Annotated in this window: 22 protein-coding genes; 8 read left to right on the plus strand and 14 right to left on the minus strand. The window is 66.6% G+C overall.

From position 1 onward, the window contains the following. Window positions 1-139: 139 nt before the first annotated feature. Together DFO45_RS02525 and DFO45_RS02530 are read left to right on the plus strand one after the other, a co-directional pair. Complete coding sequence (locus DFO45_RS02525; protein WP_133863621.1) at window positions 140-928, plus strand: type IV toxin-antitoxin system AbiEi family antitoxin; 789 nt, start codon at window positions 140-142, stop codon at window positions 926-928. Window positions 929-933: 5 nt separating this feature from the next. Further along, the gene (locus tag DFO45_RS02530; protein ID WP_208299729.1) at window positions 934-1,851 is read left to right on the plus strand and encodes a nucleotidyl transferase AbiEii/AbiGii toxin family protein; all 918 of its coding nucleotides are present in this window, start codon (window positions 934-936) and stop codon (window positions 1,849-1,851) included. 43 nt (window positions 1,852-1,894) lie between these two features. Here DFO45_RS02530 and DFO45_RS02535 read toward each other — a convergent pair whose 3' ends face one another. Further along, the gene (locus DFO45_RS02535) at window positions 1,895-2,113 is read right to left on the minus strand and encodes a conjugal transfer protein TraD (protein ID WP_133863623.1); all 219 of its coding nucleotides are present in this window, start codon (window positions 2,111-2,113) and stop codon (window positions 1,895-1,897) included. A gap of 1 nt (window position 2,114) precedes the next feature. Beyond that, complete coding sequence (locus tag DFO45_RS02540; RefSeq protein WP_208299730.1) at window positions 2,115-2,441, minus strand: conjugal transfer protein TraD; 327 nt, start codon at window positions 2,439-2,441, stop codon at window positions 2,115-2,117. Window positions 2,442-2,612: 171 nt separating this feature from the next. On the opposite strand from DFO45_RS02540, the gene traA reads away from it, so the two are divergent. Then, a complete protein-coding gene (gene traA, locus DFO45_RS02545) occupies window positions 2,613-5,570 on the plus strand; it encodes a Ti-type conjugative transfer relaxase TraA (RefSeq protein WP_133863625.1) in 2,958 nt (985 codons plus the stop codon). Between the two features lie 129 nt (window positions 5,571-5,699). Then, window positions 5,700-5,900, plus strand: coding sequence for an AlpA family phage regulatory protein (locus DFO45_RS02550; RefSeq protein ID WP_133863626.1), 201 nt, complete (start codon window positions 5,700-5,702; stop codon window positions 5,898-5,900). 23 nt (window positions 5,901-5,923) lie between these two features. Here the strand turns inward: DFO45_RS02550 and DFO45_RS02555 are convergent, their stop codons facing one another. Then, complete coding sequence (locus tag DFO45_RS02555; protein ID WP_208299731.1) at window positions 5,924-7,273, minus strand: site-specific integrase; 1,350 nt, start codon at window positions 7,271-7,273, stop codon at window positions 5,924-5,926. Window positions 7,274-7,494: 221 nt separating this feature from the next. Continuing rightward, window positions 7,495-9,042, minus strand: coding sequence for a glutamine-hydrolyzing GMP synthase (guaA, locus tag DFO45_RS02560; protein ID WP_133863627.1), 1,548 nt, complete (start codon window positions 9,040-9,042; stop codon window positions 7,495-7,497). Window positions 9,043-9,212: 170 nt separating this feature from the next. Between guaA and DFO45_RS02565 the strand changes: the two genes are divergently transcribed. After that, entirely contained in the window at window positions 9,213-9,761 is a 549-nt protein-coding gene (locus tag DFO45_RS02565; protein WP_133863628.1) for a TerB family tellurite resistance protein, read from the plus strand. 51 nt (window positions 9,762-9,812) lie between these two features. Here the strand turns inward: DFO45_RS02565 and DFO45_RS02570 are convergent, their stop codons facing one another. The 6 genes from DFO45_RS02570 to DFO45_RS02595 form a co-directional block, all read right to left on the minus strand. Beyond that, the gene (locus DFO45_RS02570; protein WP_245517929.1) at window positions 9,813-10,610 is read right to left on the minus strand and encodes an SRPBCC domain-containing protein; all 798 of its coding nucleotides are present in this window, start codon (window positions 10,608-10,610) and stop codon (window positions 9,813-9,815) included. 64 nt (window positions 10,611-10,674) lie between these two features. Further along, window positions 10,675-11,976, minus strand: a complete 1,302-nt coding sequence (locus DFO45_RS02575) for an RsmB/NOP family class I SAM-dependent RNA methyltransferase (protein ID WP_133863629.1) — start codon at window positions 11,974-11,976, stop codon at window positions 10,675-10,677. Further along, a complete protein-coding gene (locus tag DFO45_RS02580; protein ID WP_133863630.1) occupies window positions 11,973-12,638 on the minus strand; it encodes a 5'-methylthioadenosine/S-adenosylhomocysteine nucleosidase in 666 nt (221 codons plus the stop codon). The genes DFO45_RS02575 and DFO45_RS02580 overlap by 4 nt, the downstream gene beginning before the upstream one ends. A gap of 46 nt (window positions 12,639-12,684) precedes the next feature. Next, complete coding sequence (locus DFO45_RS02585) at window positions 12,685-13,275, minus strand: DUF4865 family protein (protein ID WP_133863631.1); 591 nt, start codon at window positions 13,273-13,275, stop codon at window positions 12,685-12,687. After that, entirely contained in the window at window positions 13,272-13,697 is a 426-nt protein-coding gene (locus DFO45_RS02590) for a cupin domain-containing protein (protein ID WP_133863632.1), read from the minus strand. Before DFO45_RS02590 ends, DFO45_RS02585 begins: the two co-directional genes overlap by 4 nt. Then, window positions 13,697-14,095, minus strand: coding sequence for a tautomerase family protein (locus tag DFO45_RS02595; RefSeq protein ID WP_133863633.1), 399 nt, complete (start codon window positions 14,093-14,095; stop codon window positions 13,697-13,699). Before DFO45_RS02595 ends, DFO45_RS02590 begins: the two co-directional genes overlap by 1 nt. Before the next feature lie 106 nt (window positions 14,096-14,201). Between DFO45_RS02595 and DFO45_RS02600 the strand changes: the two genes are divergently transcribed. Next, window positions 14,202-15,152, plus strand: a complete 951-nt coding sequence (locus DFO45_RS02600; protein WP_133863634.1) for a LysR substrate-binding domain-containing protein — start codon at window positions 14,202-14,204, stop codon at window positions 15,150-15,152. Here DFO45_RS02600 and DFO45_RS02605 read toward each other — a convergent pair. Then, window positions 15,122-15,541 (minus strand): MAPEG family protein, encoded by a 420-nt coding sequence (locus tag DFO45_RS02605; protein WP_012172219.1) that lies wholly within the window; start codon window positions 15,539-15,541, stop codon window positions 15,122-15,124. The two genes, DFO45_RS02600 and DFO45_RS02605, sit on opposite strands and share 31 nt — an antisense overlap. A gap of 84 nt (window positions 15,542-15,625) precedes the next feature. On the opposite strand from DFO45_RS02605, the gene DFO45_RS02610 reads away from it, so the two are divergent. After that, entirely contained in the window at window positions 15,626-16,234 is a 609-nt protein-coding gene (locus DFO45_RS02610) for a low affinity iron permease family protein (RefSeq protein WP_012172218.1), read from the plus strand. A gap of 161 nt (window positions 16,235-16,395) precedes the next feature. Beyond that, window positions 16,396-16,716 (plus strand): hypothetical protein, encoded by a 321-nt coding sequence (locus tag DFO45_RS02615; RefSeq protein ID WP_133863635.1) that lies wholly within the window; start codon window positions 16,396-16,398, stop codon window positions 16,714-16,716. Between the two features lie 68 nt (window positions 16,717-16,784). Here DFO45_RS02615 and DFO45_RS02620 read toward each other — a convergent pair whose 3' ends face one another. From DFO45_RS02620 to DFO45_RS02630, 3 genes are read right to left on the minus strand one after another with little or no spacing between them, the layout of a single operon-like run. Next, window positions 16,785-17,579 (minus strand): MetQ/NlpA family ABC transporter substrate-binding protein, encoded by a 795-nt coding sequence (locus DFO45_RS02620; RefSeq protein ID WP_012172216.1) that lies wholly within the window; start codon window positions 17,577-17,579, stop codon window positions 16,785-16,787. 23 nt (window positions 17,580-17,602) lie between these two features. Continuing rightward, entirely contained in the window at window positions 17,603-18,268 is a 666-nt protein-coding gene (locus tag DFO45_RS02625) for a methionine ABC transporter permease (RefSeq protein ID WP_133863849.1), read from the minus strand. Between the two features lies 1 nt (window position 18,269). Then, window positions 18,270-19,340 carry a methionine ABC transporter ATP-binding protein gene (locus DFO45_RS02630; RefSeq protein WP_133863850.1) on the minus strand — a complete coding sequence of 357 codons (1,071 nt, stop codon included), beginning with the start codon at window positions 19,338-19,340 and terminating at the stop codon, window positions 18,270-18,272. Between the last annotated feature and the right edge of the window lie 198 nt (window positions 19,341-19,538).

The following is a 19,538-nucleotide window of genomic DNA, read 5'->3' on the forward strand; positions in this document are numbered from 1 at the left end:
AAGGATGGTCCGATGTAGGCGGCCACCTCATCGATCTTAAGGGATGGTTTGTCGGATTCGTGAAACGCTAAGAGAGGCTTGGCGAATCGCGAAAAGTACGAACTCGACATCGGTTTGCAAATCGACAAAAATGCCAAGCATGAATATGCGTTCTGGCGGTAAGCTAAACCGACTCCAGCAGGAGCTCCCGGAAGGGCTCCTGGCCGATGCCGCCTGGATGGAGGCCCACGGCTATTCATCGGCGCTGCGCAGCCAGTATGTTCGCGCGGGCTGGCTTGATAGCCCGGCCCGGCGCGTCTATCGCCGGTCGCGCACGCCACTCACCTGGCAGCAGGTGGCCGTCTCACTCCAGACGGTGCTGGACCTGCCGCTGACCGTCGGTGGGCGCACCGCGCTCGAACAGCAGGGTTATGCCCACTACCTTTCGACAGCCGTGCGCGAGGTTCACCTCTACGGGCCGAAGCGGCCGCCGACTTGGTTGGCGGACCTGCCGCTCGACGTGACCTTTCATTGGCACAACAGCCTGCGGCTGTTTCCCGGCGGCTCCGACGCACCGCCCGAGTCAAACCCGGTCATGGTCAGCGCCGGCGGCCTGACCTTACCTGTCCGCTATTCCGGCAAGGAGCGGGCCATTCTCGAATTGCTCGACGAACTGCCCGAGCATGAAAGTTTTCATCAGGCCGACGCCTTGATGGAGGGGCTGAGCGATCTGAGCCCACGCCGTTTGCAAGCCCTACTGGAGGCTTGCGCCAGCGTGAAGGTGAAGCGGCTTTTTCTCTACTTCGCCGACCGCCACCGCCATGCGTGGCGATCCCGGCTCGATGTATCCCGCGTCGATCTGGGTTCGGGCAAGCGCGTCCTCGCTAAAGGCGGGAAGCTCGATCCGCGCTACAACATCACCGTGCCGTCCGATCTTGGAGGTTCGTGAAGTTCATGGCCTTCCTGGACACATATCGGCAGCAGGTCGCCCTGCTCATTCGCGTCCTTCCTCTCGTGGCGGAGGAGCGGGCTTTCGCGCTCAAGGGCGGCACCGCGATCAACCTGTTCGTGCGCGACATGCCGCGCCTCTCCGTGGACATAGACCTGACCTATCTTCCGGTTGAAGATCGGGCCGCATCGCTCGCGGCAATCAACGCCGCCATGCTGAGGATCAAGGAACGGATCGAGCGGGCGATCCCTGTCGCGCGCGTCAATGCTTCGCGTTCCGCCGCCGAGAATATCGTCACCAAGCTGATCGTTCGGACGAACGGCGTGCAGATCAAGATCGAGGTGACGCCAGTGCTCCGTGGTGCGGTCTATGATCCCATTGTAATGAGCGTGGTGCCCGTTGTCGAAGACGCCTTCGGCTTCGCCGAAATGCAGGTCGTGTCATTCGCCGACCTTTACGCGGGCAAGATCGTGGCGGCCTTCGATCGCCAGCATCCGCGCGACCTCTTCGACGTGCGCAGCCTCTTGGCAAACGAGGGCATCGGCGACGAATTGCGCCGCGCTTTTCTGGTCTACGTCATCAGTCACAACCGTCCGATGGCCGAAGTTCTCGCCCCGACCCGCAAGCCGCTGGGCGAGGAGTTCGCGCGGGGCTTCGCCGGCATGACTCAGGAGCCTGTCGCGCTTGCGGACCTCGAGGCCGCGCGGGAAGTGATCATCGCCGCGATGGTGGCCGAAATGCCGGAAGACCACCGGCGCTTCCTTGCCGGCTTCAAGCGTGGCGAACCGGATTGGGTACTTCTCGGGATACCGGAAGCCCAGGATCTGCCCGCCGTCATGTGGAAGCAGCGCAACCTCGCCCAGTTGCCCGATGCCAAACGGCGCGAGCTGGTCGACGCATTGGAGCGCGTTCTCTTTCCCTGATCGCAACGCGATCGAAGGGGCGTGTCATTTGATGGGCTGATGCTCAGTTATCCTCGAACGCCTGCTTTCCCTTCGCAGCCCACAGCGCCAGCGCCTTGTCGCGCTCGTCGCTTCGGAGCTTGTCGGCCATCCAGAGCAGTGCGCCGTAAATTATGGCGCGGTCATCGCCGGTGAGGTCCACGATCCCGGCCTTAACCACGAGGCCGCCGAGTTCGATCAGATGCCGCGCCCGCTTGCGACGCTCGACCTGCCAGGTGCGCATATCATTCCGCGCCCGCGCTCCCTGATGCCGGTTGCGCGCCGCCCGGTTGCGGTTGAGCGCAACCAACGTCGCGGTCAGACGCTGATGCAGTTCGGCGTGCCCGCCCCTGAAAGAACGCGGCGCCACGCTTCGCCCATGCCTCCCTCTTTCCGGCGTCCTTGATTTCGGCCAGCACGATCAGCGCGCCCGCCAGTTCCTCGGCGCTAAGAGCGTCGGCTCCGGTCGAGATGACCAGTTCGCCAAGCTGCTGCACCTTGCGTGCTTTCAGGTCTCGCGCCTTGTCTTCCAGCGATTTCAGTTCTGCATCGAAGTCCCGTGGTTTGCGCATCGTCGTCTCCATAAGCTGTCGATGGAGCGATGATAGTTGAGCGCCTGCCGAAATGCTGTAAGGGTGACGGGACGGGCTGGAACGGCGCGATCAGTCCCGAGAAAATAGTTTCGAGGGCGCGCTTATACGTCGTTCCGACGCGCACTTCGCCGTGGTGATGTTCGGATCGCGATGGCGATTTATCATCTTCATGTCAAGGTCATCGGCCGCAGGGCCGGCTCCAGCGCGGTGGCGTCCGCCGCTTATCGCTCGGCCTCGCGGCTGCGCGACACGCGGATTGATCGCGTTCAGGACTTCTCGTCCAAGCGCGGTGTCGTGCACTCAGAGGTGTTGCTGCCCGACGGGGCGCCCGAGATGTGGCGCGACCGTGAGCGGCTGTGGAACGATGTCGAAGCCTTCGAGGTCAGGAAAGACGCGCAGCTCGCCCGCGAGGTCGAGTTCGCCCTGCCGCGCGAGATGAGCCAGGCACAGGGCATCGCGCTCGCGCGTGACTTCGTTGAGACGGAGTTCGTCGATCTCGGAATGGTCGCCGATCTCAATGTGCATTGGGATATTGGCGCGGACGGCATGGCGAAACCCCATGCCCATGTCATGCTCACCATGCGCTCGGTGGACGAGGATAGCTTCGGTCCGAAGGTGCGGGAGTGGAATGCGACCCAGATGGTCGAGCGCTGGCGCGAACGCTGGGCCGAACTCGCCAATGAGCGGCTGGCCGAGCTCGATATCGACGCGCGCATCGATCATCGCAGCCTGGAAGCGCAGGGCATCGCGCTGGAGCCGCAGAGCCAGATCGGCGCGCCCGCCCAGCGGATCGAAGCGGAAGGGATCGAGACAGCCGATCGGTCGGAGCTTCACCGGGAGATCGCGCGCGGCAATGGCGCGCGCATCATCGCCGATCCGGCACTGGCACTGGATGCGATCACCCATCAGCAATCGACTTTCACCCGGCGCGACATGGCGCGCTTCGCGCACCGCCACAGCGACGGGATCGAGCAGTTCAACGCGGTGATAGGCGCAATGGGCCGCGCGCCCGATCTCATCGAGCTCGGCAAGGACGGACGCGGCGAGGACCGCTTCACCACGCGTCAGATGATCGAGGCCGAGCAGCGTCTGCACAGGGCTGCCGGGCTCATGGCGGAGCGCGAGCGCCATGCCGTAAAGGATATAGAGAGGGAGGCGGCTCTTCAGCGTGCTGAGCAGCGCGGCCTTGTTCTCTCCGCCGAGCAATCTGACGCGCTGGCGCACATCACAGGCACGCGCGATCTCGGCATTGTCGTCGGCTATGCCGGGACGGGGAAGAGCGCCATGCTGGGTGTCGCGCGCGAGGCCTGGGAGGCGGCGGGCCTGGAGGTTCGCGGCGTCGCGCTGTCCGGCATCGCGGCGGAGAATCTGGAGAGCGGATCGGGCATCGCCTCGCGCACCATCGCCAGTCTCGAACATGGCTGGAGGCAGGGACGCGACATGCTCACCGCGCGCGATGTACTGGTGATCGACGAGGCGGGCATGGTCGGCACGCGCCAGCTGGAGCGCGTGCTCTCCCATGCCGCTGATGTTGGCGCCAAGGTGGTGCTGGTTGGCGATCCACAGCAACTGCAATCGATCGAGGCGGGCGCCGCCTTCCGCTCGCTTGTTGAGCGTCATGGTGGTGCGGAGATAGGCGAGGTACGCCGCCAGCGCGCGGAGTGGCAGCGCGACGCCACGCGCGATCTCGCAACCGGCCGGATCGGCGATGCGATCCAGGCCTATGAGAGGACCGGCATGGTCCATGCCGCGCAAATACGCGAGCAGGCACGTGGCGAGCTGATTGATAAATGGGATCGAGACCGCCAGGCCGCACCAGACCAAAGCCGCATCATCCTCACCCACATCAATGACGAGGTGCGCGCCCTCAACCAGGCCGCCCGCGCGCGGATGCGGGAGGCCGGCGATCTCGGCGAGGAGGTGCGCGTAACCGTCGAGCGCGGCGCGCGTTCCTTCGCCCGTGGCGACCGTGTGATGTTCCTACAGAACGAGCGCGGGCTCGGGGTGAAGAACGGCACGCTCGGTACTATCGGAGAGGTCAGCGCGCAGTCCATGTCCGTGCGTACGGACGATGGCCGATCCGTCGCCTTCGAATTGAAGGACTACGACCGCATCGACCATGGCTATGCCACCACCATTCACAAGGCGCAGGGCATGACCGTGGACCGCACCCATGTGCTCGCCACGCCCGGCATGGATGCCCATTCCAGCTATGTCGCGCTGTCGCGCCATCGTGACGGCATGGAGCTGCACTATGGCCGCGACGACTTCGCGGATGGCGACCGGCTGGTGCGCACCCTGTCGCGTGAACGGGCCAAGGACATGGCGTCGGACTATCCGCGCTCCGATCCGGCGCAGGACTATGCCGAGCGCCGCAGCATCACCTTCCGCCAGCGTGTCGTCGAGATGGTGCGCAAGGTCCCGGAAAAGCTGCGAAACCTCGTCGACACGCTCAGGCCGTCCGTAGACATTGCACAGGACGCACCAGCCCTGCGCGAGGAGCCAGGAAACAGAGTCAGGCCGATCGCCCAGGAGCCTCCCGAAGATCCGGAGGCGGTGCTGCGGCAGGCGCGAACCCGCGCGCTCGTCCGGCATGCCCGCGCGTGGGACGCGATCCTCTCTACGGCCGACGGGACCGGCCAGGGGACGCCCGAGCAGATTCGCGAACTCTCTGACGCCCGCAAGGCCTTCGAGGAGCTACGCCCTCATGGCTGGCGGGACGCGGAAGCGGCCTACGAGAAGAACCCGGAGCTGGTACACGAGGCGGCCGGCGGCAAGCTCAATCGCACCATTCGCGCCCTCCAGCTTGAAACGGAAATCCGCACCGATCCGGAGCGCCGCGCCGGTCAATTTGTCGAGCGCTGGAAGAAGCTCGACCAGCAGCGTCACCGCCAGTACAGCGACGGCGATTACTCCGGCTACAAGGCCACCCGCGTCCAGATGAGCGACATGGCGCGGAGCCTGGAGCGCGACCCGCAACTCGAATCCTTGCTCGCAGCTCGCAGGAAGGAACTCGGCATCAGCCTCGACACAGGCCGCAGTCTTGGTCGTGAACTGGCCCAGAGCCACGGCATCGATTTCGACCGCAGCCGTGGTCTTGGACTCTAGACCCATCCGATGTACCGCCGCCGATCCGCCAGAAAACACCGGCGTCGTTCCTCCTCTTGCCCGTCGGCGGCTCCATGCCTTGTCTTGGTCAGGCGCCATCAGGCGCGCCCAGCAGGAGGCAGCACCGCCATGCAGACACCAGAGCGCATCATCCGCCTCAAGACCGTCCTTACCCGCACCGGCCTGTCCCGTTCCACCATCTACCGCAAGATCGCCGAGGGCACTTTCCCCGCCCAACTGAAGATCAGCACAAATGGTGCCGGCTGGCGGGAATCCGACATCAACCGATGGGTTGCTGATCCGCCCCGATGGCGGGCCACCAATGACTGACAGAATGGACGGGGAAGCATCGCTCAGAGATCATCATCCAATTCGTCATCGTGAACCTCGGCGGCGCGCTGTTTTGCGTCGGCGATCAGATCCTTCGCGGATCGCCCGTCTACCCAAGCGTCGAGCATGTCAGCCCAGCACTGAAGCATGATCCTCCGCTCGGCGAGATAGCGGTTCACATTGTAGACGGCGGCGATCCGGTTCCGGGGCGCGTGGGCCAAGCTCATCTCGATCCAGCGATCATCGAACTTGGCGCGGTTCAGGCCGGTCGAGAATGTGCGACGGAGATCGTGAACGCCGAAGCTCTGAAAATCAGGATCAGTCTCCCGGATGCGCTCCACAACGGTGTCGATCACGCGGTTGAGGGTGGCATTGCTGATCGGCGTATCGCTGTCGTATCGGCCGGGGTGCAGGTATCGGCTGGTACCGAACATCGTGCGAAACACTGTCAGAATGTCGAGAGCCTGATCGCTCAGCGGGACCACATGCGCCTTGCCTGCCTTCATGCGCTCGGCCGGGATCGTCCAGCGTGCGGCGGCGAAGTCGATTTCCTTCCAAGTGGCGTCGATGAACTCCGACTTGCGGACGCCGGTCAGCAGGACAAACTTCACCGCCAAGCGTAGCGTGGGCGCGGCCGACACATGATCCAAGGCCGCCAGGACCGCGCGGACCTCGGAGGGCGAAAGGGCGCGCTCGCGCGGCTCAAAGGTGGCGATAGCGCTGGTGCGGATCGACTCGGCCGGATTGCTCACGTCCAGCCCGCTTCCCTGAGCATGACGGAACACCAGCAACACGACCTCGCGGACATGCACGGCGACGGCCGGCCCGCGCTTCTCCTTGACCTCGTCGCACAGATGTTTGAGGCGCTGCGGCGTCACTTCCCCGAGCTTGAGCTTCGACAACTCTCCCGCGATGGCGCGATCATAGACCGAGCGGCGCATGGCCAATGTGCTGTCAGCCAGTTTCTCGGCCCCTGACTTCGGATCGGCCTTATGCTTGAAATAGGCTTCCGCCCACCCACCGAACGTCAAAGCCTCGGCTGACGCGGTGCGCTTCTCTACCTTGGCTTTTGACGGCGACTCGCCCCTCTCGACCTGACGACGGGCGCGCGCCAGCAGCGACCTTGCCTCCGCAAGCGACACCTCCATGCCGTATTCCAGCGCGTCGGGCGCCCGTGTCAGCTTGCGCGCCGCCTCGGCGCTATATCGGCCGATGGTCAAGACCTCCTGCCGTCCGTTCACCCGATACTGATACCGGAACGAAATGACCCCGGTCGGGGTGACGGCCGCGTACATCCCGTCGCGGTCCGTCACCTTGTAGAGCTTGGCCCTCGGTTTGAGATTTTTCAGTTCTTTATCAGTGAGTTCGCTCATAAATCCGCATCCGGTCGGGGGGCGAACGGATACCATCAACAGGCGCTGTTGGTACCGGAAGCCCGTTTCTCGACCATCCTGCGCCATACCAACATCGGTACCAACAAAGTGGTCCGGCTGGGGTGAAACGCAGTGATACGGGGTAGGAAGAAAAATCGTTGTTAGCCAGAGGATTGGTTCGATCTTCGGCACGGCGCGGGATGGTCTGAAACCACCCTAGTTCATTCCCACTCGATCGTGCCCGGGGGCTTCGAGGTCACGTCGTAGACCACGCGGTTGATGCCGCGCACCTCGTTGATGATGCGGGTGGCGGCACGGCCGAGGAAGTCCATCTGGAAGGGGTAGAAGTCGGCGGTCATGCCGTCGATGGAGGTCACGGCGCGCAGGGCCAGAACGTGATCGTAGGTGCGGCCGTCGCCCATCACGCCCACGGTGCGCACCGGCAGCAGCACGGCAAAGGCCTGCCAGATCACGTCATAGAGGCCGGCGGCGCGGATCTCTTCCAGATAGATGGCGTCGGCCTGGCGCAGGATGTCCAGCTTCTCGGGGGTGATCTCGCCGGGGCAGCGGATGGCAAGACCGGGGCCGGGGAAGGGGTGGCGGCCGACGAAGCTCTCCGGCAGGCCGAGCTCGCGGCCGAGCGCGCGCACCTCGTCCTTGAACAGCTCGCGCAGCGGCTCCACGAGCTTCATGTTCATGCGCTCAGGAAGTCCGCCCACGTTGTGGTGCGACTTGATGGTGACGGAGGGGCCGCCGGTGAAGGAGACGCTCTCGATCACGTCCGGATAGAGCGTGCCCTGGGCGAGGAAATCGGCGCCGCCGATCTTCTTGGCCTCGGCCTCGAACACGTCGATGAAGAGCTTGCCGATGGTCTTGCGCTTCTTCTCGGGGTCCGACACGCCGTCGAGTTCCTTCAGGAACAGCTCGGAAGCGTCCACGTGCACCAGCGGGATGTTGTAGGTGTTGCGGAAGAGCGAGACCACCTGTTCGGCCTCGCCGAGGCGCATCAGGCCGTGGTCCACGAACACGCAGGTCAGCTGGTCGCCGATGGCCTCGTGGATGAGCACCGCCGCCACGGCGGAATCGACGCCGCCGGAGAGGCCGCAGAGCACGCGCTTGTTGCCCACCTGGGCGCGGATCTTCCGGATGGATTCCTCGCGGAAGGCGCCCATGGTCCAGTCGCCCTGGAGGCCCGCCACCTTGCGCACGAAGTTGCGCAGCAGCTGGGCGCCCTGCGGGGTGTGCACCACCTCGGGGTGGAACTGCACGCCGTAGAACTTGCGGCTCTCGTCCGCGATGGCGGCAAAGGGCGCGTTCTCGGACTGGGCGATCACCTCGAAGCCGGCGGGCAGCTGGGTCACGCGGTCGCCGTGGCTCATCCACACGAGATAGCGCTGGCCTTCCTGCCACACGCCCTCGAACAGGGCGGCGGGCTTGACCACTTCCACCTCGGCGCGGCCGAATTCGCGATGGTGCCCGGCTTCCACCTTGCCGCCGAGCTGGTCGGCCATGGCCTGCTCGCCATAGCAGATGCCGAGCACGGGAATGCCGGCTTCGAACACCGCCTGCGGGGCGCGCGGGCTCTCCCCCTCGATCACGGAGGCGGGGCCGCCGGAGAGGATGACGGCGCGGGGCTTCAGCCGATCCATGGCCTCGGCGGCCTTCTGGAAGGGTACGACTTCCGAATAGACGCCTTCCTCGCGCACCCGGCGCGCGATCAGCTGCGTGACCTGGCTGCCGAAATCGATGATGAGGACGGTGTCGTGCATGAGGGGCTTTCCGGCGCAAGGGGGCGTTCGAGCGCTTCCTTTAGCGGGAAAGTTCTGGCGACAAAAGCCGGGCGGTATCGCATCAGGTCTGCGCGCCGCTCGCGTCCGGCTCAGCTTGACACGTGCTGCCCACGCATGGAGCCTGCCCCGGCATCGCCAGGGAGGCATCCATGCCACTTCTCTTGGGTCTGCTCGGCCTTCTCGCCGCCGGCTTGTTCTGGGTCCTCTACATGCACCGGACGGTCAAGGGCCTGCAGGAGGTGGACCGCGATACGAAAGGCGTGCAGCGGCGTGCGGTCTCAGCCATCCGCACCATCGTGGGCACGCCGCTGGAGCGGGTGCGCGATGCGCGGCTGGCGGCGGTCATCCTGATGATTCAGATCGTGCGTACCGGTAGCCCCGTCACCGCCAGCGAGAAGACGAAGATCCTTGAATTCATGGAGGATCCGCTGGCGTTCGAAAACATCTCGGCCGCCTTCGAGCAGGCCTGGGGCTATACGCAGCAGCGCTTTCCCTTCTCGCAGGTGTCGGATCCCCTGATCCCGCTCCTGCGCAGCCGGCTGAGCGTGGATGAGCGCATGGAGCTCATCACCATGCTCACGCAGGTCGCCTCCGCCCATTCCGCCCCCAGCGAACTACAGCGCGAAGGCATCGCGCGGCTCAAGAACCGCCTGCTCGCGGGGGAGAAGGGCACGAGCCGCGGCGCCGCTGCGATGTGAGGAGCGGGGGGCAGCGGGTGGCGAGCCCCCCTGTCCGCTCCAGCGGCGCGCTCAGCCCGCGTGAGCGACGGGGAAGAGGAAGGGCGTGCCCGTCTCCACCAGCGTCTTGAGGCGGGAGAGGGATTCCGGCCAGCCGCCGGTGACGGCGCGGCTGGTGGCGGTGTCGCCGCCGAAATTGTCATGGGTCAGAGTGAGCTTCGTGCCGCCGGGAATGGCGCTCAGCTCCCAGGTGACGCGGGAGGGCGGATCGCCTGCCACGTCGGGCGACCAGCGGGCGCTGAAGCTGTGCACGAGCCGCGTAGGCGGCGCGAGTTCGAGGATTTCGCCCACGATCATGGGCAGGCCCTCGACGAAGAAGGTGATGGCCCCGCCCACCCGCCAGTCGGTGGTGGAGGTCATGTTGAAATGCTGCCAGAGCGGCGTCTTCGCGTCATCCGTCAGGATCGCCCATACCGCCTCCGGCGCGGCGCGCAGAAAGTGCTCGTACACGTGCTTGGGTCCGCTGGCGGACATGATCTTCGCCCCCTCATCCACGGCATGGGACAGGTCGCTCAGCGTGCGCGCGAAGGGGGCGGCATAGCGGGAGATCCAGCGGTCGGCGACCTGCTGGAGCGGCACGGGATTGAGATAGTGCAGCTTCTCCCGCCCCACCTTGCGCGTGACGATGAGATGGGCGCGCTCCAGAACGCCAAGATGCTTCATCACGCCAAACCGCGTCAGCGGCTGGTCGCGCTCCAGCTCGGTGAGCGTCTGGCCGTCCATCTCGCGAAGACGATCCAGCAGCGCCCGCCGGATGGGATGGGCAAGGGCATCGAAGACCGCATCCATGCCCTCAGAATAGGTTTCCATTTTGTCACGTGTCAATATGGTCACGTATTCACGCGCGGCCACACGCCGTCGGAGCGCGGCCCGTTCAGGCCACGCGTTTCAGGACGCTGATGAAGAAGCCGTCCGTGCCCGTGCGGCGGGGCGTCAGCATGAGGCCCTCGGGCAGGTCCAGCGCGGCCTGGCGCAGGGCGAGGCCCCGGCTGCCGAGTGCCAGAACGGCTTCGGTGGAGGGCACCACCGAGAAGTCCGGGTGCTTTTCCAGCAGGGCGCGAATCTGCCCCGCATTCTCGGAGTTGAGCAGCGAGCAGGTGACATAAGCGAGCCGCCCGCCCGGCTTCACATAGCGCACGGCCTGTTCGAGGATCTTCGCCTGCTCGGCGGTGCGCTCGGCAAGCGCGCCGGGGCGCACGCGCCACTTGGCGTCGGGGTTGCGCCGCCAGGTGCCGGTGCCGGTGCAGGGGGCGTCCACCAGCACGAGGTCCATGTGGCCTTCGAGATCTGAGAGCACGTCCGCCGCGCCGCGCGGGGCGCGGATCTGCACGTTGCGCACGCCGGCCCGCTGGAGGCGCTCGTGGATGGGCTTTAGGCGGCGCACATCGCTGTCATGGGCGTAGAGCTGGCCCTTGTTGTCCATAAGGGCGGCCAGCTCCAGCGTCTTGCCGCCGGCGCCCGCGCACAGGTCCAGAACCTGCGAGCCGGGCACGGGGGCGGCGAGGATGGCGGCGATCTGCGAGCCTTCGTCCTGCACCTCGACGCCGCCCTTCACGAAGGCGGGCTCGGATGTGATGGGGGGCTGCTTGCCGTCCGCGCCCAGCGGAATGCGCAGGGCCAGGGGCGACCACTGGCCGGGCTCGGGGTTGAGATGGGCCAGTTCCGCCAGCGCCTCGTCGGGCTTGGCCTTCAGCGTGTTGACGCGCATGTCCACGGGCGCGCGAGCGGCTAGCGCTTCGGCCTCGGCCACACGCTCCTCGCCGAACATGGCCTTCAGTTCGCCGTCCAGCCACTGGGGATAGTCGCCGCGCACCCAAGGAGCGGCGCCTTCCAGACTAGGGCTGGCGAGGCGGGTGCGCTCGTCCTCGGAGAGCGGGGCAGGGGCGAAGCGGGCGCCGTCGCAGAGCTTGGCGATGGCGTCCACATCCAGCCCGCGCACGGTGGCGAGCATGCCCAAGAGCAGGGCGCGCGGCTCTTCCGAGCCCATCACATAAGCGCAGGACGCGCGGCGGCGCAGGGTATCGAAGATGAGGCCGGACAGGGCGGCGCGGTCGCCGGAGCCGGCGAAGCGGTGCGAGAGCCCCCAGTCCTTGATGGCATCGCCGGCCGGGCGGCGGCGGGCGATGATGTCGGCGAGGATGTCGATGGCGGCGGACAGGCGGGCGGAAGGGGTCACGCGGGAATCCGGTTCGGGAGGGTCAGGGTGCCGGCGCGCAGGCAATCGGTGAAATGGTCGAGCGCGGCGCCGAGCTTCTCGTCGATGATGTGCAGGTATTCCGTCCAATCCTCAAGCCGGGCGAGCTCGGATTTTCCGTCGCTGATGCCGCGCAGGCCGATGGTGGGCACGCCGAACTGCGCCGCCGCCCGCAGCACCGCATAGGTTTCCATGTCCACCATATCTGCGTCGATGGCGTCATAGGCCGCGCCGGAAATGATGGCGCCGCCGGTGGAGAGCGAGGCGGCGGGCAGGCCGGGGATCTGCGGCTCCACCGGAAGGACGGCCGGAAGGTCGAGGAAGGGCGTGCGCCCCTTCTCGAAGCCGAGCGGGGACGCGTCCATGTCGCGATAGGCGACACTCGCCACCTGATAGATGCCCGCATGGTCGAGGCTGCGCGAGCCGGCAGAGCCGAGGGTGAAGACGAGATCCGGCAGGTCGTCCTTTGCGGCGAGGCGGGCGAGGGCGATGCCTGTGCCGGCAGCCGCCTCCACCGGCCCGACGCCGCTGATGAGGGGCATGATGCGCGCGGACAGGTGCGGCCCGTACTCGAAGGTCGTTGCCATCACGAACAGGACCTTCACTCCCGCGATGGTGACGACGTGCCGGGCCGGATTGTCCATAGGCATGCTCCTTTGCCGCCTGTGGTCCTCCGGCACGGCGCGCGTGTCAATGGCCGCTTCCGGCCGCTTCATGGCCGGGGGCAGGCAGGGACACATGCCCCACCTCGTAAAGCTGCGTGTCCTGCTGCTGCGTCATGGGGAGCGTCGGCCACAGGCGGAAGTGGACCAGGGACCAGTCCGTCGGATTGAAGGCGCAGACGGTGGCCAGCGCCCCCTCCCTTACGGCGGCCTCCCCGGCGTCGCAGGCCGCGCGTTTCAGCGCCGCGAGATCGGCATGGGGCGCGATGGCCTCGATGCGCCGGCTGGCAAAGCGCGCGTCCGTCAGGGCGCCGGCACATTGCGCCTGCCAGACGATCCAGGAGCGCACCATCGGCCAGCCGAAATCCCGTGCCAGCCCCGCAAAGCCGGGGCTGGTGAGAAAGGCATCCATGCCCTCGGGCGCGGCCCACAGATAGAAGGGGGCATAGAGGTTCTCGTGGCTCGGCAACGCGCCGCCCTCCCGGCGGGCGGAGAGATAGGCCTTGAAGGCGAGGTGAGGGAAACCGTCGAGGAGCGGCCCCTTCTCCCGAATCCGCCGCTCGATGATGTCCATGTCGTAATCGGCGGGCAGCGCGATGCTGTATTGCATGGCGATCATCGGCGGGCCTCCCCGTCTTCCACCCAGTGGACGGCGGTGCCCCCGCTCACGGCCTGGGCGCAGAAATAGCTGAAGGTGCAGTCCGGCGTGGCGCCGTGCCAGTGGCGCTCGCCGGGGGCGAACCACACGCTGTCGCCGGCCCGCACCTCGATCACCGGCCCGCCCTCCCGCTGCACCTGCCCCCGCCCGTCGAGCACGAACAGAAGCTGGCCGCGCGGATGGCTGTGCCAATGGGTGATGACGCCGGGCGGGAGAAAGCAGCGCATGGCGGTCATCTCGCCGTCCACCTTGCTGGACAGCAGCATCTCCACCCAGAAGCGGCCGCTGGCGATGCCCTCCGGCGAGAGCGTCACGCCCGTGCCGGCCTCATGGATCGTGAGTTCCGCCGGGCAGGCGATGTTTTCTGGTGACGGGCCGGACATCAGGCCGCCTCCTCTTCCGGCGCACCGGCGCTCTCGCCATTGGCGAAGGACCAGTCCTCCAGTTGCGAGGCGGACAGGACCACCATCACATCCTCCGGCCGCACACCGGGCGAGGCCGCAAGATTGGCGACGAGGTGACGGTAGAAGGCGCGCTTCACCGCCGGGCTGCGGGCGCGGCCGATGGTGATGTGGAAGAGCACAAAGCCCGCCGACCGGGGACCGCCCCCATAATCGCGGTCGAAGACGAGCTCTCCGGGCTGGTGCTGGTGAACGATCTGGAAGCGGTCCGCGGTGGGCACTTCGAAGCTCTCGACGAGGGCGGCGTGCAGGCTCTCGGACAGGGCCTCAAGATAAGCGGGCGGATGGCCCGCCAGCACGGAAATGCGGGTGAACGGCATGTGAAACTCCGGCTGTGCCGTGATTGACGCCGGCACTATCGGGCTCCAGAATGATCCCGAAAATCAGATTATTATGGACGATATGTCCTGATTTTCAGGATTGATGATGCAGATCCCCAATCTGGATATGGACGCCCTGCGCAGCTTCGTTGCCGGTGTCGAACTGGGCTCCTTCGCGCGCGCCTCGGACCGTCTGGGACGCTCCACCTCGGCGGTGAGTGCGCAGTTGAAGAAACTGGAGGAGCAGGCGGGCGTCGCTCTGGTGCGCAAGGCGGGGCGTGGCCTTGCGCTGACCGATGCGGGCGAGACGTTGCTTTCCTATGCGCGGCGCCTCCTCGACCTGAATGACGAGGCGCTGACCGCGCTGCGGGGCGTGGAACTGGAAGGCTGGGTCCGGCTCGGCCTTCAGGAGGATTTCGGCGAGGCCATCCTGCCACATGTGCTCGGCCGCTTCGCGCGGGCGCACCCGAAGGTGCGCATCGAAAGCCGGATCGCGCGCAACAGCGAACTGGTGGACAAGACGCTCTCAGGGCATCTCGACCTCGCGCTGGCCTGGGATGGAGGCGAGCGGGCGGGCCATGCCGAACGCCTCGCCGAGGTGCCGTTGTGCTGGCTCGCCGCGCAGGATGGCGTCGCCTCCTGGCGAGCGGGCGGCGCCGAGCCTCTGCCGCTGGCGGCCCTTGAGGCGCCTTGCCTGCTGCGCACCCTCGCCGCGTCGCATCTCGACCGGCAGGGGATGGCGTGGCGCCTCGCCTTTGTCAGCCCGAGCCTCAGCGGCCTCTGGGCGGCGGCGGCCGCGGGCCTCGGGATCGTCCTGCGGACGCAGATCGGCCGTCCGTCGGGCGTGCACGTGCTTGATCCCGCAACCCACGGGTTGCCGCAACTGCCCACGCTCGGCCTCATGCTCCATCGCCCCGAACGGGAGCCGTCACCGGCCGTCCGGCATCTGGAGGCCATCCTGCGGCAGGCGGTCGGGGAAGCGGTGGCGCAGGGGGGGCGTCTCCGTTCCCGTCCCGGCACGTGCGCTCACACGTTGAGCAGGATCGCCAGAGCGTAGAGAACCCACATGGCGAGCAAGGCGATGACGCCCACGAGGAAGGCGGGGAAGCGCAGCCGGATGTCGTTGGACGTGCAATGCACGAGGGCATGGGCGACGCGGGAGAGGACGAAGACCCATGCGAGGATGACGAACAGCAGGTCCGCCTTGCGCGTCACCAGCGCCAGCACCGTCACCACATAGAACAGGACCGGCAGTTCGAACTGGTTGCGGAAATTGTTCGCCGGTGCGCGGGCTTCGCGCGGAAACAGGCTGTCGTCCCACACCGCCTCCCGGTCCACGGCCTTGCCGCGGATGGCGGTGCGGCGCCGGGCGCCCATCACGAACAGCACCACAAAGGTCAGCGCCACCTGCACGAAGAGGGGCAAAAGGATCATCTGGACGGTCATCAATACCTCCGGCGGGAGCGTTGCCGTACAGGAACTCCCGCTGCCGCGCTCGCGTTCCTCCCGCACCAGATACGGAGCAGGACCATGGCTGGACAAACCCATACGGAGCAAGCGCTCGGAGATGACCTTAGGACAGGTCCGGCCCCCCGTCCGCTCTTTACCCGCATTTCGCAGGGTGTTTCGAAGGCGGCCGGCAAGCCCGTGACCTTCATCGGCGCGGTGGTGGTCATCCTCATCTGGGGCGCGACCGGGCCGCTGTTTGGCTACAACGACACGTGGCAGCTCATCATCAACACCTCGACCACCATCATCACCTTCCTGATGGTGTTCCTGATCCAGAACAGCCAGAACCGCGACACCGCCGCCCTCCAGATCAAGCTGGATGAACTGATCGCGCGCCTCGAAGGGCCGCGCAAGGCGCTCCTGGACCTCGAGGATCTCGACGAGGAGACGCTGGAGAAGCTGCGCGCGGAATATGCGCGACTTGCGGACGAGGCTCGCGGCGCGGCGGACGAGGGTGCGGACGTGAAGCCGGTGGAACGCTCCATCCAGGAGATCTGCGGCTCCGGGGAGGGCAAGGTCGAAGTGACAGTGCGCTCGACCGCCGCCGGCGAGAACACCGCCGTCGCTGAGGCAAAGGCCACGCGCACCGCTGCGGCCGCTGCGTGCAAGGCGGCGGAGGCAAGCTCCTGAGATCCGGGATGGACGCAGGGCTTTCAGGCCCCTGCGTCATGTCCTGCACCTCCCCCGAAAGCTCAGGACAGCAACAAGTGTTGGCGTGATCTTGTCGCGCGCCCGACACAGAAGTCCCTTAGACAGTGAAAATTGCGCACCGAATGCCAGGGTCCGCTTCCATGTCCATTCCGCTTGATCTTTCGCCTTCGCCCGCCCAGCCGCCCGTGCTGGCCGGCCTTGGCACGCCGCCCGAGGCGGTGGTGCTGAAACTCGACCATGCCGCAGCCCTCGTGGTCTTCGACATGCTGGCGCGGATGATGGACCGCCACGACGCCGATGGCGTGCGCGACCTTCTGGAGCATCCAGGCGAGATCGCCGCGCTCTGGTCGCTCATGTCGGCCTTCGAGCAGGCCCTCGACGAGCCCAAGGATGCCGATTATCGCGAGCTGATCCGCGCCGCCCGCGAACACGTGGTCGCCAATCTCGGCACCGGGTCCTGACCCTCTCCCAAAAGAAAACGGCCCGGACGCAGGTCCGGGCCGTTCGCATCTTCAGGTCTGCCGCAGGCTCACCAGCTGGAGAGCACCGAGCCCTTGAAGGTGTCCTGGATGAACTGCTTCACCTCGGGAGACTGGTAGCTCTTCACGAGAATGGCGACCCAAGGCTTGTCCTTGTCCTGCTCGCGCACGGCGATGACGTTGACGTACGGGCCCTTCGGATCCTCGCGCAGGATCGGGTCCTTCACCGGGTCGAGGCCCGCTTCCTTGGCATAATTGGTGTTGATGCCGGCGGCGTCCACGTCGGGCAGGGAGCGCGGCAGCTGGGCGGCGTCGATCTCGACGATCTTCAGCTTCTTCGGGTTGGCGGTGATGTCCGCCACCGAGGGCTTGAAGCCGACGCCGTCGCGCAGCTTGATGATGCCCTTGTCCTGCAGAAGCAGCAGCACGCGGCCGCCGTTTGTGGGATCGTTCGGGATCGCGACGGTGCCGCCGACCGGCACTTCGTCGAAGGTCTTGTACTTCTTGGAATAGATGCCGATCGGGAAGTTCACCGTGGTGCCCACGGAGACAAGCTTGAAGCCGCGGTCGGCCTTCTGATTGTCCAGATAGGGCTGGTGCTGGAAGGAATTGGCCTGGATCTCGCCGGCGGCGAGCGCCGTGTTCGGCACCACATAATCGGAGAATTCGACGATCTGGATGTCGAGGCCCTGCTTGGCGGCGATGGGCTTCACCGCTTCCAGGATCTGGGCGTGCGGGCCGGGGGTGACGCCGACCTTGATGGTCTCGGCGCTGGCCGCACCGATGCCGAGGCCGAAGGCCAGGGCCACGGCGAGGCTCCGCAGGGGAGCGTGACGCAGCAACATGGGAAGTCTCCTTGGGGTCTTGATCAGTTGCGATTGCGCTTGTCGAGGCGGCGGGCGGCGAAGTCGCCGAGGCTCTGCACGCCCTGCACCAGCAGGATGAGAACGATCACCACCGCCAGCATCACGTCGGGCATGAAGCGCTGATAGCCGAAGCGGATGCCGAGGTCGCCGAGGCCGCCACCGCCCACCGCGCCGACCATGGCCGAGTAGCCGAGCAGGCTCACCACCGCGAGGGTGAGGGCGAGCGTGATGGAGGGCAGGGCTTCGGGCAGCAGCACCTTGCGCACGATCTGGAGCGGCGTCGCCCCCATGGCGCGGGCGGCTTCCACGAGCCCCTGATCCACCTCGCGGATGGACGCTTCAATGAGGCGGGCGATGAAGGGGGCCGCCGCCACCGTCAGGGGCACGATGGCCGCATTGGTGCCGATGGAGGTGCCGGCGATGAGCCGGGTGAAGGGGATGATGGCCACCACGAGGATGATGAAGGGCGTGGAGCGCGCCGCATTCACCACAAGGCCGAGGATGTGGTTCAGCCACGGCGCTGCGAACAGCTCGCCGGAGCGGCTGGTGGCGAGGAACACGCCGAGCGGCAGGCCGATCAGCGTGCCGATGAAGCCGGCGACCGCCACCATGTAGAGAGTCTGCTTCGTGGCCTCGATCAGCAGATCGACGATGGCGGGGGGAAGGATCTCAAACATAGCCGACCACCTCCGTGGCATGGCCGAGGCCCTCCACCGTGGCGACGACGCCGCTCAGCGTCTGCGGATCGCCGGGGACGGAGACGACGATGACGCCGAACGGCTCGCCGGCGATGTCGTCCACCTGGGCCTGGATGATGTTGATGTCGATGCCGAGGTCGCGGGCCACCCGCGAGAGCACGGGATCCGTGGCATGGGCGCCGGTGAAGACGATGCGCAGCACCGCCTCCGCACCCGGCGTGTAATCGGGCTTCAGCCGGTCCACGAAATAGGCCGGCAGGGTGGAGCCGGTGAGGGCCGAGAGGAAGGAGCGGGTCGTCGGGTGACGGGGCCGCGCGAAGATCTCGAAGGTGCGGCCTTCCTCGACGATGCGCCCGCCGTCCAGCACCGCCACGCGGTCGGCCACCGACTTGATGACGGCCATCTCGTGGGTGATGAGCAGGACGGTGAGGTTCAGCTCCGCATTCACCTTGCGCAGCAGGGCGAGGATCTGGTTCGTGGTCTCGGGATCGAGGGCGGAGGTCGCCTCGTCCGAGAGTAGCACGCGCGGGCGCATGGCAAGGGCGCGCGCGATGCCGACGCGCTGCTTCTGGCCACCGGACAGTTCGGCGGGATAGCGGTCGCGCTTGTCGCCGAGGCCCACGAGGTCGAGCAGGGGTTCCACCCGCGCCTTGATCTCGCGCGACGGCACGCCGGCGATTTCCAGCGGCAGGGCGACATTTCCGAAGGCGGTGCGGCGGGCCAGCAGATTGAAGTGCTGGAAGATCATGCCGATGGAGCGCCGCGCTGCGCGCAGGCCACCCTCGTCGAGCGCGGTAATGTCGGTGCCGTCCACGATCAGGCGGCCCGAGGTCGCCCGCTCCAGCCCGTTCACGAGGCGAATGAGGGTGGACTTGCCGGCACCCGATCGGCCGATGACGCCGACGATGGCGCCTTCCGGAACCGAAAGGTTCACATCCTGCAGCGCCGCCACGGCGCCTGAGGCGGCGCGGGCGGGGTATGTTTTCTCGATCCGCTCGAAGCGGATCACCGCAGGAGCGTGGGGCACGGGGGCGTCGGTCACGGGGGCTTGGGCTCCGGCGGCGCCGGCGGGCTGCGGCGCGATGGACAGGGGAGCGTTCACGTTTACCTCCGGTCGTCAACCGGCACGTTCGCTGCGCGGGGAGAGGCCGTTCGTCGTGACGGACTTTGTGCCAGGCAGAGCGGGAATGGGCCGAACAGGATGCGGGTCGCAGGGCGGGTCTTGTCCTCAGGGGACAGA

Source organism: Azorhizobium sp. AG788 (assembly GCF_004364705.1).
Taxonomy (GTDB): domain Bacteria; phylum Pseudomonadota; class Alphaproteobacteria; order Rhizobiales; family Xanthobacteraceae; genus Azorhizobium; species Azorhizobium caulinodans.

Coding starts and splice junctions, on each gene's coding strand:
- DFO45_RS02525 (WP_133863621.1), top strand. CDS start 140: ATGAATATGCGTTCTGGCGGTAAGCTAAACCGACTCCAGCAGGAGCTC.
- DFO45_RS02530 (WP_208299729.1), top strand. CDS start 934: ATGGCCTTCCTGGACACATATCGGCAGCAGGTCGCCCTGCTCATTCGC.
- DFO45_RS02535 (WP_133863623.1), bottom strand. CDS start 2,113: ATGCGCACCTGGCAGGTCGAGCGTCGCAAGCGGGCGCGGCATCTGATC.
- DFO45_RS02540 (WP_208299730.1), bottom strand. CDS start 2,441: ATGCGCAAACCACGGGACTTCGATGCAGAACTGAAATCGCTGGAAGAC.
- traA (WP_133863625.1), top strand. CDS start 2,613: ATGGCGATTTATCATCTTCATGTCAAGGTCATCGGCCGCAGGGCCGGC.
- DFO45_RS02550 (WP_133863626.1), top strand. CDS start 5,700: ATGCAGACACCAGAGCGCATCATCCGCCTCAAGACCGTCCTTACCCGC.
- DFO45_RS02555 (WP_208299731.1), bottom strand. CDS start 7,273: ATGAGCGAACTCACTGATAAAGAACTGAAAAATCTCAAACCGAGGGCC.
- guaA (WP_133863627.1), bottom strand. CDS start 9,042: ATGCACGACACCGTCCTCATCATCGATTTCGGCAGCCAGGTCACGCAG.
- DFO45_RS02565 (WP_133863628.1), top strand. CDS start 9,213: ATGCCACTTCTCTTGGGTCTGCTCGGCCTTCTCGCCGCCGGCTTGTTC.
- DFO45_RS02570 (WP_245517929.1), bottom strand. CDS start 10,610: ATGGAAACCTATTCTGAGGGCATGGATGCGGTCTTCGATGCCCTTGCC.
- DFO45_RS02580 (WP_133863630.1), bottom strand. CDS start 12,638: ATGGACAATCCGGCCCGGCACGTCGTCACCATCGCGGGAGTGAAGGTC.
- DFO45_RS02585 (WP_133863631.1), bottom strand. CDS start 13,275: ATGATCGCCATGCAATACAGCATCGCGCTGCCCGCCGATTACGACATG.
- DFO45_RS02590 (WP_133863632.1), bottom strand. CDS start 13,697: ATGTCCGGCCCGTCACCAGAAAACATCGCCTGCCCGGCGGAACTCACG.
- DFO45_RS02595 (WP_133863633.1), bottom strand. CDS start 14,095: ATGCCGTTCACCCGCATTTCCGTGCTGGCGGGCCATCCGCCCGCTTAT.
- DFO45_RS02600 (WP_133863634.1), top strand. CDS start 14,202: ATGCAGATCCCCAATCTGGATATGGACGCCCTGCGCAGCTTCGTTGCC.
- DFO45_RS02605 (WP_012172219.1), bottom strand. CDS start 15,541: ATGACCGTCCAGATGATCCTTTTGCCCCTCTTCGTGCAGGTGGCGCTG.
- DFO45_RS02610 (WP_012172218.1), top strand. CDS start 15,626: ATGGCTGGACAAACCCATACGGAGCAAGCGCTCGGAGATGACCTTAGG.
- DFO45_RS02615 (WP_133863635.1), top strand. CDS start 16,396: ATGTCCATTCCGCTTGATCTTTCGCCTTCGCCCGCCCAGCCGCCCGTG.
- DFO45_RS02620 (WP_012172216.1), bottom strand. CDS start 17,579: ATGTTGCTGCGTCACGCTCCCCTGCGGAGCCTCGCCGTGGCCCTGGCC.